8 protein-coding genes are annotated in these 14,763 nt (G+C 39.0%); all 8 read right to left on the bottom strand.

The features are described from left to right. Positions 1-20: 20 nt before the first annotated feature. Entirely contained in the window at positions 21-542 is a 522-nt protein-coding gene (locus K5X82_17830; GenBank protein ID QZT37071.1) for a plasmid pRiA4b ORF-3 family protein, read from the bottom strand. 110 nt (positions 543-652) lie between these two features. After that, entirely contained in the window at positions 653-3,550 is a 2,898-nt protein-coding gene (locus K5X82_17825) for a LuxR C-terminal-related transcriptional regulator (GenBank protein ID QZT37070.1), read from the bottom strand. A 219-nt stretch (positions 3,551-3,769) separates the two neighbouring features. Next, entirely contained in the window at positions 3,770-6,031 is a 2,262-nt protein-coding gene (locus K5X82_17820; protein ID QZT37069.1) for an aconitate hydratase, read from the bottom strand. A 255-nt stretch (positions 6,032-6,286) separates the two neighbouring features. Beyond that, positions 6,287-6,673 (bottom strand): hypothetical protein, encoded by a 387-nt coding sequence (locus K5X82_17815; GenBank protein ID QZT37068.1) that lies wholly within the window; start codon positions 6,671-6,673, stop codon positions 6,287-6,289. A 1,126-nt stretch (positions 6,674-7,799) separates the two neighbouring features. After that, positions 7,800-8,516 carry a M48 family metallopeptidase gene (locus tag K5X82_17810; GenBank protein QZT37067.1) on the bottom strand — a complete coding sequence of 239 codons (717 nt, stop codon included), beginning with the start codon at positions 8,514-8,516 and terminating at the stop codon, positions 7,800-7,802. Beyond that, positions 8,517-11,780: an HsdR family type I site-specific deoxyribonuclease gene (locus tag K5X82_17805; protein QZT37066.1), complete on the bottom strand. Its 3,264-nt coding sequence runs from the start codon at positions 11,778-11,780 to the stop codon at positions 8,517-8,519. A gap of 29 nt (positions 11,781-11,809) precedes the next feature. Beyond that, positions 11,810-12,574, bottom strand: coding sequence for a toll/interleukin-1 receptor domain-containing protein (locus K5X82_17800; GenBank protein ID QZT37065.1), 765 nt, complete (start codon positions 12,572-12,574; stop codon positions 11,810-11,812). Between the two features lie 135 nt (positions 12,575-12,709). Further along, on the bottom strand, positions 12,710-14,203 hold the full coding sequence (locus tag K5X82_17795) for a hypothetical protein (protein ID QZT37064.1): 1,494 nt from the start codon (positions 14,201-14,203) through the stop codon (positions 12,710-12,712). Between the last annotated feature and the right edge of the window lie 560 nt (positions 14,204-14,763).

The raw sequence follows: 14,763 nt of genomic DNA, 5'->3' as shown, positions 1-14,763 counted from the left end.
CTCTATGATTTTCGTAGAAATTAAATATCTAGATCATCAATGGAGTCAAACTCACTTCCCATCTCATCATCCCATGAGCTATCATCAAAGTAAGGGTCATCTAATTCGTCCACAAAACCACTATCCACTCCAATCTCTTGACGAACAACAGGTGCCTTTACATCTCCTTCAATATGACACAATACTGGCATATCTAGATTTCTGTCATTCCAAAACTCTGTTACCTCGATATATAAACTACGATTTTCGATAATATCGTATGCATAAATCAGTTTTTGCTTTTTCTCAACAATCAATTCAGAAAGGGTTATCTTCTCCATCGAAACAAATTCATCGCCCTCGATACCCATATCTACTGCTGTATACTCTTTCTCCTTATTCCAATCTTCATCACATGTAAAGAATGAACAAAATGACTCATCAATATCACATGCAGATTGAATTGCTTTATGAAATGTGAAAAGTGTAGAAGTTCCATCCACTTGTATTTCACAAATAAAATCAGGGTGATCAGGTGAAAGTATACGAAAAAAATAGATCATGTAACTGTATTCTTCAATTTATTATTTAAACAACTTGCTATGGTCGGCAAAGATGACAAAAATAGTCTAGATATATAACACAACTTATCTGTTTTATTTTTGTTTCATTTTTATTGAATTTGCATCGTATTAAACAACTCAATCAAGTGATCTTTTAGATTCACAGCATGATCTAGAGACATCTTTTTACGGATGTTGTACCTGTATATTTCAATAGAACGAACAGATACTTGAAATAGTTCAGCAATCTTCTGATTCGAAAAATCCATCTTTATTAAGATGGCAGTCCTCAACTCTTTATCAGTCAAACTTGGACATCTAAACAACAACTCTTTTATAAAATCCTTATGTTGCTGATCAATAAACTTACGTAGCTCTTCTGTATCACTATACTTATCAATAAGTTCATCGAGATAAGCTACATGTGCATCATAATATTTATCAGGCAGCCTATATTTTAGGTCCTGTTTCAACGATGCAAAGCGTAATTTTATATCATTTAGTATTCTAGAGGTCTGATCTTTATCCATCGCAAAAAGAATAAGCTGTCGACTCTTCGCATCCAACTCACTTCTTAGATTCTGATTCCGAAACTCTACAACCTTCTTCTCTACTTCAAGCTTTTTACGATGCTCTCTCTGCTTAATCTGTTGATTTTTTAACGTCAAGATACGAATCTTACGCCTATTATATTTCCCAATATAATGGACCACAATAAGAAAGATGGTTATAAAAAATAAGATCGATCCAATCACAAACGAGTTAATATACTCATACCATTTCTGATTGACCTTAAAAGGAAGAGTTAGGTTCCCCTCCTCAACTCCCAACTCATTCCAACTACGTATCTGCAACGCATAACTCCCAGGCTTTAACTCACAAAATGTTAAAGGTCTGGTATGATCAAACTCAGTCCAGATACTATCTCTCTTATTTATTCGGTACTTAGTAACAAGTCTCTTCTTTGGAAGTTGTTCCGATCCAATACTAAACGAAAGCTTCTTTACAGGGGAAGTCAATACGATATTAGACGGGATATCATTCGCATTATATAGATCAAGTTTATGGTCCGAACTATAAACTTCTAGCTCTCCAATCCATAGTTTCAAGGCATTATTATGAAGGGTTTCATCATGATTCACAATGGTAAAGCCATTTTGAATACAGACAATAGACTGACTACTATTTAACGGAAAAATATACTCAAATTCATCCACTAAACTATGCTGATGATCATCAAAGGCATAGTGTGATAATTGATTCACTTGCTCATCATTCTTCTTAAAAAGAGCAATGTCATTCCCATGCAAAAACCAATAGGTAAAAGGAGAAACTCGAAAAGTCTTACTTGAGTTGAAATACTGACCTAATGGTTTTTTAGCAAAGGTAGCTTCACGAATAGTATCTTTAAGTGTATCATATCGAAAAATACCTTTCTCTGTAAAAAACGCTAGATCCCCATCAAGCACCTCTGTCCGTTCTGCATATATACCATTATTTCTCAAAAACAACTGCTCTTTAATAGGGCCTTTTCTAGGATACTCTATTGGAATTCGATAGATATCATGTTCTCCTGATTTTATGGTCCACAAATACTCATCATATACTGCCAAAGATTGACCTGGATTATTAATCTGACTATATTTTATGGGCTTATTTTGATCAAAAGGTTCTTTATACAAAACAATCGCATCACTAGCATTTTGTATCCAAAAACGCCCCGTAACACCATTAAACCGAATAGGCTGAAAACTCTGCCCATTCTTATACCCAGAGATTTTCACAACCTCAAAACACTTATTTATTAAATATGTCCCTTTACTATGCCCACATACGATTCCCTCATCCGTTCTTGTCAACGACCAAACACGACCAAAAGGAATCGGAAGCACCTTATATCTCTTGATCATCTTTGATTTTGAGAGATCATTCTGATGAATTGAGAACAGACCTCTCTCCGTACCAATCAACAGACAATCATTCATCTTAGCGATAGTATATATCTCATTTCCAATACTACTATGAAGATAATAGGTTTGCTTCGAATAGTTAGGCTCAATAAATGACACACCTAACATCGTGGAAACTAGAATTCGCCCATGTTGATCAACAACAAAATCAGTAATCCTATTACTATTCAAGTAATTCATCTTATTGATCTCAATATGACGATCCGTAAAAAGGTCATATATATATAGTCCTCGATTTTGAGTACTAAAAATCAACTGGTTATTATAACGCTGTATCTTATTTATCTTACAATTACCAAGCTTGTGAGCAAGCATAGTGTTCCACAACTCCAATGACGTTTTGTTACAATGGAGGTACAACCTATTTTTTAGAGTTAGATAAAGAAAATTATCCTTATTGAGTTTTATTATCTTCTTTACTTCTACACCATCTACATGACCCAAAAGTTTGTCAACCTCTTCTTTGGTCTCCTGAAAATACGACAATTGACCGTTATCCAAATCAGTGATGGTTCCATGATCTTCGTATAGAAGTGACAAATCCATATTTATCTGTGTATCTTCAACAACCGAATTTGTTATTGAATATACCTTACCTGCTCTATTAAAATATATTGCTCCAGATTTAGATTCACATATATTACAAATCTCAACTTCTCTATGATCTATAAATGGAGTAGTCAACTGTCTATAACTATATTGGCCTCTAGGATTTATATACCAAACTCCCATTTCTGAGGCACTACTCGAATAAACAGTTCCTTTCTTAGATATATATATTTGAGTTAAAGCAAACTTCCGTGGATGAGGATATAAATTCCATTTCAAGCCATCATATACCACCAACCCCATATCATTGGCAAGAAATATGCGCCCTTTATCATCAGAGGCTATGCCATAATTCTTATTACAAGCACCATATTCATACTTACTAACATTCACCACATCATATAGAGGGATAGACATACTCTTAGCTGCAGATAATGCAACTACAGATTGAAAAAGAAGATATAAAAGAATAAGATTTATGGCCCTCAACCGCATAGTTATTTTTTGATAATTTACTTTTATAGACAGTATTACACTATATTATGTTTACAAATATATCTAGTTCACCCAAAAAACAACTATTCGGAGCATATTTTTATATAAAAATATGCCAATCATGCCCACCAGTTGGTATTGGTACCGATAATATACAAACAAAAAAAGGGAACAACAACGGCTCCCTTTTTTCTAAAAATTAAACACTAAGTACTATTTATTTATTCGCTTAATATAATTCAGACATGAGCCAGCTTTAAACCACTCAATTTGCAATTCATTATATGTATGATTCACTTCAAAAAGATCTTCGGAACCATCGTCATGAACAATTTTCACCAATATACTTTTACCGGGAGTAAACTCCGCTAAGCCAAGAAAAGAGAAACGATCATTTTCTTTCACCTTGTCATAATCCTTAGGGTCCTTAAAAGTAACAGCAAGAATACCTTGTTTCTTAAGATTCGTTTCATGAATTCGAGCAAAAGATCGAACCAATACAGCACCAACATTTAAGTGGCGAGGCTCCATTGCAGCATGCTCTCTTGAAGATCCTTCCCCATAATTCTCATCTCCAACAATCACAGATTGAATATGGTTCGCCTTATAGACTCTTGCCACATCTGGAACAGCACCATACTCCCCAGTCAACTGATTCTTTACACTGTTTGTCTTCTCATTAAAGAAGTTTACGCCACCGATCAATAAATTATTAGAAATATTATCCAAATGACCTCTATACTTCAACCATGGACCAGCCATACTGATATGATCTGTAGTACATTTTCCTTTTGCTTTAATCAGCAGCGGAAGATCTACCAAATCTTTACCATCCCAAACATTAAAAGGAGTAAGTTCTTGCAGTCGATCTGAATCTGGATCTATCACAACCGCCACATCTTTACGATCATCAGGTGCAATAAACCCAAGATCGTCTACATCAAACCCTTTCATAGGCAATCGATCACCCGAAGGTTCTACAAGTCGAACCTCTACCCCATCTTTATTAATAAGGGTATCAGTCATCGGATTAAAATCTAAACGACCTGCTATAGAGAATGCTGTAACAATTTCAGGCGAAGCCACAAAACCATGTGTCTTTGGATTACCATCATTTCGTTTCGCAAAATTACGATTGAATGAAGTCATAATACTATTTTCATCCAAATCCGCCGCATTATGTCTTGCCCACTGTCCAATACATGGACCACAAGCATTCGAAAGAACCTGTCCTCCTATCTTCTCAAACACGCCCAGATAACCATCTCTATCTACGGTATATCTAACCTGTTCAGACCCTGGAGTTACAGTAAACTCTGATTTAAAATCAATATTATTCGCTATAGCCTGTTTAGCTATAGATGCAGCACGAGCGATATCCTCATAACTAGAGTTAGTACACGATCCAATCAAACCCACATCCATATTCAATGGCCAACCATTTTTCACTGCCGTCGCAGCAAACTCACTCAATGGCGTAGCCAAATCAGGAGTAAAAGGACCATTGATATATGGCTCTAATGTATCTAAATTAATCTCAATCACTTCATCAAAATACTTATTAGGCTCGGCATAAACCTCTTGATCAGCGGTCAATAAATTCTTATATAAGTTAGCCAACTCCGCAACATCCTTACGCCCTGTTGCCACCAAGTAGTCATACATCTGCTCATCATAACCAAACAGAGAGGTTGTCGCTCCAATTTCAGCACCCATATTACATATCGTACCTTTACCTGTACATGATAGCGATTGTGCCCCTTCCCCAAAATACTCTACAATAGAACCAGTTCCTCCTTTTACCGTTAGGATACCTGCCACTTTAAGAATAACATCTTTAGCCGAACACCAGCCATTTAATTGACCTGTAAGCTTAATACCAATGATCTTTGGAAACTTTAACTCCCACGACAACCCTGTCATTACATCCACAGCATCAGCACCACCAACACCAATAGCCACCATTCCTAAACCTCCAGCATTAGGAGTATGCGAATCGGTTCCAATCATCATTCCGCCTGGGAAAGCATAATTCTCCAAAATAACTTGGTGAATAATTCCTGCACCTGGTTTCCAAAAGCCAAGACCGTATTTCTGTGACGCACTCGAAAGAAAATCATAAACCTCTTTATTTGTCACTTCCGCCACCTCTAAATCTCTCTTTGCTCCATCTTTTGCTTGGATAAGGTGATCACAATGTACCGTAGAAGGAACTGCAACCTTAGGTCGACCAGCTTGCATAAACTGTAAGATTGCCATCTGTGCTGTGGCATCTTGCATTGCTACACGATCAGGTGCAAAATTCACATAATCCACACCCCGCTGAAAATCTCTTACATCACTCCCACTATATAGATGACTAAGAAGAACCTTCTCTGTATAGGTCAAAGGCCTACCTAAAGTCTCTCTTGCAGTAATAATCTTAGAAGCCATCTGTTGATAGACGCCTTTTATCAAGTCAAAATCGAATGCCATAGTCTTAATTCTTTTATTTATCTAATTTCAGCAACAAGGATCAATAAGGTTTTTGTATTGATTTGTTCTTTTTTAGTACCGATTTCTTAACAAATAAAAGCCATAAATGTTTTTATTAAGACTATTGTAAATCGTATTCATATCGATTTTTACCGTATTTAAAATCACAACAAATAAGTCCCAACAAAAAAAGCGTTGCACAACCCAAAGTTTGTACAACGCTATTGACAGTAAAGCACCAAGATAACAGAGCCACTAATCCTTATTACGCCTCAAATAAACAATCAAGAAATAGACTAAAAAACCTAGCCCAACCGAAATCGACAAAATTCCTACAGCACCAAAGGCTTGATGTGATGTAAATCGGTCTCCATCATACATATTACGATTCAAATAATCAATTAAAAACAGTCCCATCCCAGTGAAAATAGATACCACTGCCCACTTCAAACTAGCCCACTTATCCGTAAAATTCTCCGTCACTTGATCTAACGATTTTACCACATCCGACACATCTCCTGCATTTAGCTGCTTCTCTGCAAGCAACTTGTAAAGACGACCTCTATTCTTCGATTTAAGAATGATATCAATGATCTTGTACGTCATCAAGAAAAAACCTAAAGGAATTAAAATATCTTCCATAATTATCTATAATTAAATGTTATATTCTTTGTTTCTGTCCATAGGACGGAAACATCCCCTCCAAGGTTTCAAAAAAAGTAAACTTATTTCAAAAACATCAAGCTCCCCCTTGAAAACACAACCCCCAAACTCGGCAACCATACATCAACCTAACGCGCAAGGTGTGCCAATGAATTGGCACGAGAGGGAAACCACAACCGCTGGGAACGCCGAGCTCCGCTCGGCATAGTGCAACAAGAGAGCGACAACCGTAGTATTCATCTGCATAGCGTAGGTTGCATCACGGGCAAATTGCTCGATGGTAGGGTTGACACACGATGCCGAGCAGCAGCACCCCGTTCCCAGCAGCTGTCCCATCCCTGCGCTTCGATCCCCGTCCGTGTCTTAGTGGTTCTTGTCAATCCGCCTTACCCATTGAATCCGTGACTATAATTACCTTGTATCAACCATACATCAACCCTAAGCGCAAGGCGTGCCAATGCCTTGGCACGAGAGAGAAACCTCAACCGCTCGGCATCGTACCACAAGAGAGCGACAACTGTAGTATTCATCTGCGTAGCGTAGGTTACCACGGGCAAATTGCTCGATGGTAGGGTTGACACACGATACCGAGCAGCAGCACCCCGTTCCCAGCAGCTGTCCCATCCCTGCGCTTCGATCCCCGTCCGTGTCTTAGTGGTTCTTGTCGATCCGCCTTATCCATTGAATCCGTGACTATAATTACCTTGTATCAACCATACATCAACCCTAGGCACAAGGCGTGCCAATGAATTGGCACAAACCACCACATAACAATGTCATCCATTCCACAACAAATAATGCTTAGTTTGTGCCAATGCCTTGGCACGAGAGGGAAACCTCAACCGCTGGGAACGCCGAGCTCCGCTCGGCATCGTACCACAAGAGAGCGACAACCGTAGTATTCATCTGCGTAGCGTAAATTGCATCACGGGCAAATTGCTCGATGGTAGGGTTGACACACGATACCGAGCGGCAGCACCCCATTCCCAGCAGCTGTCCCATCCCTGCGCTTCGACCCCGTCCGTGTCTTAGCGGTTCTTATCAATCCGCCTTATCCATTGAATCCGTGGCTAATTGATACGTCATCCCTCTCCCCTGGTCCAAACTAAAACTCCATTCGATCCAATTCATTTTTACTTACCCTCCAATCAGGCAAAAGACGATCCAACAAAGCGTAGAATTGAGGGCCATGGTGATGATACTTCACATGACACAGTTCATGTACAATCACATAGCGTATACAATGTAATGGAGCCTGAACCAAAGAGGGATTCAATAGAATCTTACCTTCCACACTACAACTACCCCAACGTCTTTCCATCTTACGAAACTCCATGGTCACCTCTTTATTCGTAGCCAGAGTTCGACAACATCGTTTCCATTGCTCCTCAAACATCGGTCTGATATCCTTTTTTGCCCTATTCAGATACCATCGATCCACCAACTGTGCCGCACGAGCTTTAGTGGCCTCTTTTCCTAAATAAAGAGTGAGATATCCTCCCTCTAGCTTCACCATCTCAAAGTTTATAGGCTTCACCTTCAGGCGAAGACTCTTGCCATACAACATAAAACACTCTCCACTAACATAGCGTTTCACCGATGGAGGCATAGGCTGATCCACCAACTCATTAAGTTGCTTTCGCAGCCAATCTCTTTTCTTCTCCAACAACCTCTCTACTTGCTCAATAGAAGCCTTTTCAGGAACTTTCAGTCGCACAACACCCGAAACTTCCACTTCCAATCCTGCATGCTTTCTATTGCCCCGTATTACCTCCACAGAGACTTCTCTTCCTCCACATTGCCACGCTATCTTTTCACTCATTTATTGATGATTTGCTTTCACATTTCGTAGAACCTCTCGAATATAATCATCGATCCTATTCCAATCAACACGCTTCCCTTCATAAGGTTCAAGCAGATCAAACACAACATCTTCCAACTGCTGTTTAAAAGCATTTTCAATATCGATATTACCCACCCAATCCACTCGCACTTGATCGTCAAAATAGATCTTCTCAAACACCACCTCTTCTGTCTTTAGTGCCAATGCAGCATGAAATCCGTCTCTATCTTGAATATCGTTCCAATTCTCCTCACTCAATCGGAAGAAAGGGAAGACACTCGGATGTTCTCTTACACTACTTGGAACTCCATTGTCGGCCCTCTCCATCCCCGCTTCTTTCTCTCTCACCTCTGACTCCAACTGCTCTACTTGGTCTAGGTAATCCAACTCTCCAATTCGATCGGCTCTATACAGAGCCACCAACTCTTTCAGCTGTTCACCAATATTTTTATAATAGGCTGCATCTTCATCCATACGAATGGAGATATTCTTCTTTATCTTACTCGCAATAACGTCTGCTTTTCCTGCTTTTCCATAACGTGCTTCATAAGCCTTCATATAAGCCTCATCATCATGCAAATTCACTCTCTTAGTCAACTGAATGGTAGTCCCTTCTGGTAACACATATTGATTCATCAACTGCTCCAATTGATATTCATATGAACTATAGTCGTGCTCATCCCCATAACGAAAACGTACATCGTTACGTAACACCACAAAGAACTTCAGATCTTTTTTATACCTCTCGATCTCTTCAGCAGGAGTGTTATTCACAAAATATACCGAAGCCATACAGACCTTCAACAACTTAGAAAAAGCAAGCAAAGCATCATAAAACTTCTCTCTTAATGTCTCCTCTGCCAACAGCTCAGAGTAGCTATTATAATCCCGATCCTTTGCCCCTCTTTGAGCAAACAATCGAAGCAACTCATCATGACGCTCTGGCAAATCGCGCACCAAATCATTCACAGGAGTAAGAGTGCCTTCCATACGTTCCAAGTCCTCCTTTTCCAGATCTCCTAAATCCGTATACATCTCTTTGGCCTCCTGCCAATTCTTCAGGTTACCCCAATAATCCACGATAAAGCCATAATCTTTCCCAGGAAACAGTCTATTCACTCGTGCTGCTGCTTGCAATAACGTATGTTCCTTCAAACTACGACACAAATACAACGCGGTATCACATGGTGCATCAAAACCCGTCAACAACTTCGCAACCACAATCAGTATCTCTGGCTTGTTCCCATTCTTAAAGTTATCCGTAATCCTTTCGGTGTAGTTCTTCATATTTCCAAACTCATCCTTCACCCACTTAAAAAATGCCTTCTCCTCTGCCTTTAGATCACCCTCACTTAAAACACTCTGCGCCCCTTCTCTATTGTCTGTTTCGGACACCACCACGGCACACGTCACTTTTCTATACTCCTCAATATATCTCTTATACTTCAGAGCAGTAGCAATTGTAGGCGCCACCAACTGTGCCTTGGCCTTCCCTTGCGGATTCGAAGTCTGGATATTCTTCACATAGTGATCACTAATATCCATGGCAATCTCTCGAAGCATCGAATCGGTCGCTTTCAAACGATTCAACGTCATCACTTTATTACGCAACACCACCTGCACCTCTTCATCAAGATCTCCAATCACACGCTCCACTTGTGCCTCAAATGCTTTGTCGTTTGCCATCACAGGCACCATACGCCCTTCATACACCAAAGGGACCACCGCACCATCCTCCACAGCGGCCTCCATTGTATAAGGCTTGCCGATATAACTACCAAACTTATTCTTTGTCTTCTCCTCCTTCATCAAGGGAGTTCCCGTAAATGCCAAGAAACAGGCATTGGGAAAAAGACGTTGCATCTCCACAAAGCGACCGCCATATTGACTTCGATGGGCCTCATCGATCATCACAATGACATCCTCCGAAGGATCTGGTTTCGTATTACGAACTGCATTCTCAAACTTATCGACAATCGTAGTGATCACCACCTTCTTCTTCTCTTTAACCAACGTAGCAAGATGAATACCACTGGTTGCACGAATGGTATCTATCCCACAATGCTTAAAAGTGTCAGTGATCTGTTTATCCAAATCCACTCTGTCCGTCACCAAGATAATCTTAGCACGAGGAATAAGATCACTGCTTCTCGCAATCAACTGTGCCAACATCACCATCGTAAGCGATTTACCACTCCCTTGTGTATGCCAAACAACCCCGCCTTGACGCTGTCCATTTCGGTCCAATTGCTCTATTCGTAACATCGCCTCTCCAATGACAGCATACTGCTGATAACGGGCGACCTTCTTCACTCCCTTATCAAACAGAGTATAATTACGTATGAAATCTAACAAGACCTTAGGTTGCATCAAACGGTAGAGCAAACGCTCTTGACCACTTGCCGTACCACTATCTTCTTTTAGATATTCACGTTGGGCATATATGGCTCGCTCCTCCTGCAACTCCAAGGGTTGTGACAACAGCGCATCCAACTTTTGGTAATAGGCCTGTTTCTCCTCAACACTCAAAAACACCTCTTTCCAAACACTCCAAAACTCCTCTGGCGTCCCCGAAGTGCCATACTTCCCTTCTGTTCCCGACAACGAAAAGAGCAGTTGAGAATAGTAGTATAAGCTACGTATCCCATCGCGCTGTTGGTTTCGTATATGCTGTTCAATCCCCAAAGTAATAGGCGACTTAGCCCCTGTGCCACCCGGACGCTTACACTCTATCACCACCAGTGGAATACCATTTACAAACACCACAATATCGGGGCGATAAGTCTCATCCATTCCATCTCTCATCACCGAATACTCCTCGGTCACATGAAACACGTTGTTCTCCCAACAGTCCCAATCGATATATTTTAGCGGACGGTCTTTACTATCCCCTTCTATCGTTTGAGAAATATCAACCCCCATCGTAAGCATATCATACACAAACGCATTGGCTTTCATATATCCTTCGGTCGTACTAAAATTCTTCAAAAGACGTACCGCCTCTCGTAATTTACCCTCTTCAAAATCATATCGATCCCCTCGCTGCACAATATGATTATTGGCCGAAAGCCACTCTAGCAAAACCCCTTCCAGCAGCACACCGCTGGTTTTATGGCCTCGCATCTCCATCACCTCCACAGGAGACAGATAGCGATAGCCCATCTTCACCAACTGCTTTAAGGCTGGCAACTGCGATCGCACCAACTCTTTCGTATCAGGAGTACTTTTGGTTGTATAGTTCATAGTTTGGATTGGATTGGTTGATTTTATGATTACTTGCTTTCGAGAGGAAGTCTTGACCACTCCCTATTGCTTTCTTGATGAAGTATTCCCGTAACAATGATCTTATCGCCTTTGGGATTCTTCACCCTAAACCTCACAGGATAGTCAGGATCAACCTCTTCATTGATTTCTACAAACATGCCATTTATATTTTCCGTGTTATCCCCTAGATCTTCCATAAAATGTCGCAACAACAACATCGATTCAACAACCGGAGTGACCTTCATCTCATTCCGCCCTAAAGTGGTCAGAAACAAAAAACGACAAGGTTCTTCCAAGCGACACATAGCTTTAAGGGTAATAATCACCTCACTATCCGACACATACTCCTTAGTATAAACCAAATTAGAGCTCCCTTCCCCACTATGATCTCTAACAACTTGTATCATCTGTAGCATTACCATCTCCTTATCACTACAATTCAGATCGATATAAGAATCGCTAGGAAAAGACATGGGCACCTCTTCCTTACTAGATATCACAGGAATCGTAAGACATTGCTCCTGACTTGATATCACTAACGCGTTTTGCCACTTCGCCAACTCCATTGGGTTTTTCATACTATTAGGAGTTAAAAAGATAAACACACAGCAATCTTTGTCGATGCCTTTCTTCATCTTTTTAATCAAATCATACCCTGGTCGCCTCGACCAACAGTCACAGGTCACATTGTCCTGTCCATAAATCCTTATCAAACGTTCTGCAATAGGCACAACAACACCTTTATCCTTTGAATGGTAACTTAAAAAGATCATAAGCTTTATATATTAATTTTAATATCGATTAATCCGAAATCACACAAACATCTGTTGTAATAACCCTTTTTTGAATCTACTACTCTCTTCAATCTGTTTAACGAATGGGGCCACCTGCTGAACTGTCTTCATTGTCTACGACTCCTTTTCGCCCCCCTCATCTTCGTCCTCTTTCTCATCATTAACAAGAGACATTCCCTTTTCGATCTTTTCACTCTCCTCTGACAATAAATCTTTAGAGTGTTTATGAATCATTTCACTTACTTTGCTTAACCCTGGAAACTTATTTAACCTATCTACTGCATTGGCTAATTTTACACTCTTGTCCAGTGCATCCATTACAGGGTGATCTGCTTTATTATAATCTGAGATTAATTTACCAGGGTTCTCAGAGCTTACATCAAGAAGGTTATATAATAATTTATTACGCAACTCTTTACTTATTACATCATCATCGAGTTTCGAAATTTGAGTAGATAAACCTTCAAATGTTTTACTTAATGACTCTTTATGAGAATACTCCTCAATAAGTCTTTTTGCCAAACTCTGTTTTCTATTTGCAGAATAAGTGATCCACATCACGGGTATATAAAGAGGGAGAATAGCTAAAGTTAATCGCGGCAACCTTTGAATCACATCTACCAATGGAACACCATTTTTAAATGAATCATAACTCACAAAAAATGGAATGCATGAAACAAGAATCATAAGAAAAATTCCACCAATAAACTGCCAACGCAATTTATTCTCATTTTTTTCCTCCGACTTCTTTTTCTCAGAATACGCATGACTTAAACCTACAGTAAGAGCTTCCGGAAGTAGTTTTTTAATTTGATCTTTCGCATCCGTTGCCTCCTTATTCCATCCTTCTAACGAACGTTTAAACTCGGTATCATTGTTATCATTAAACTGTTTAATTGATTCACTTGATTCTTTAATTGTATTCTTTATATCTTTTTGCAACGAATCCTTTGTATTCTTCAATTCATCATATGCTGTCTTTAACTCATCAACAGTTCCTTCATGAGTCTTCACTTCACCACTCTCATCCTCTTCTTCAAAACCAAACAACTCAAATTTCACTTTATCAATTTCATTTTTGACCTTTGAAATAGACTTCTGTAGAGTAAGTGACTTGTTATGAGCTTGATCTAATTCATCTTCTTTCTTTTTAAGAGACTCCAACTCCTCAGATAAATCAGGATGATCCGATAAGTAATTCTCAACAAATTCAATTGTTTCTTTAACTTCTACAATACGTTGATTAAACTCATCAAATATCGATTGATTACAATCCTTTAACTCTTTAATCGAGCCTAATGTTTCCTCTGATGTATCTAATAGATCTTTGATATTTTCTTTATACTCTTCTATTTCAACCTTTTGAAGATCTACATCTTCAAACAACGCCTCAATCTCCTTAACTTTAGCCTTTGCATTATTTAGAGATCGTGTTGTATTGCTAACATCCCTCCTTGCGTCTTTAATGTAATCATCTGAAGTCTTTACTAACTCTTCATTTATCTTTACGATTTCCAACCTGAGTTGATCTCGTTCATTCTTAATCTCTTCGATCTCTTTCCAAAGTAAAACTCTTTCGTTGTTAAGGTAGTCAATTTGTTCCTCCATAGTCTAATTAGATTAGTTTGATCAATTACATGGTTAGATTTAATTAATACGGTCAATTTCAAATGAAATCAACCTTTAGTTTATGTTTTCTTTATACAAAATGATTATACAAAGATTTGCTTCAATAACCCTTTTTTTAATCTTTCACTCTCTTCAATCGGTCCATCTAATGCAACCAACTGCTGGTCGATCTTCGATAGAAATGAGGCTATCGTCTCTTGTTCTTGAAGAAGTAGATATGGTTGTTTTATTTTAGAGAATATTTACGACGGACAAGTTTCCATTCCTAATTCTCTCTCCTCCTACTTGATATAATCATACGTATTAAGATAATATATCTAAATCATCCTTTTCTACAACCTTATAAGAAGATACATTATCACAGAAATCATATCTTTCAGAATACTTGATCTTCGAAATCGTTGCTTTAGAAGCACTATAAGCCAACAAGAGGTCATAAATAAAATGATCTCTGTCTATATCTTTTATCTAAACTTATACATTCACCTCAACCGATATTATCGTTATTGCCAGCCCCTCACCTTCAAATAATATAATCG

Source organism: Prolixibacteraceae bacterium, from assembly GCA_019856515.1.
GTDB classification, from domain to species: domain Bacteria; phylum Bacteroidota; class Bacteroidia; order Bacteroidales; family Prolixibacteraceae; genus Halosquirtibacter; species Halosquirtibacter xylanolyticus.
This window is presented reverse-complemented; position numbering and strand designations above follow the sequence as displayed.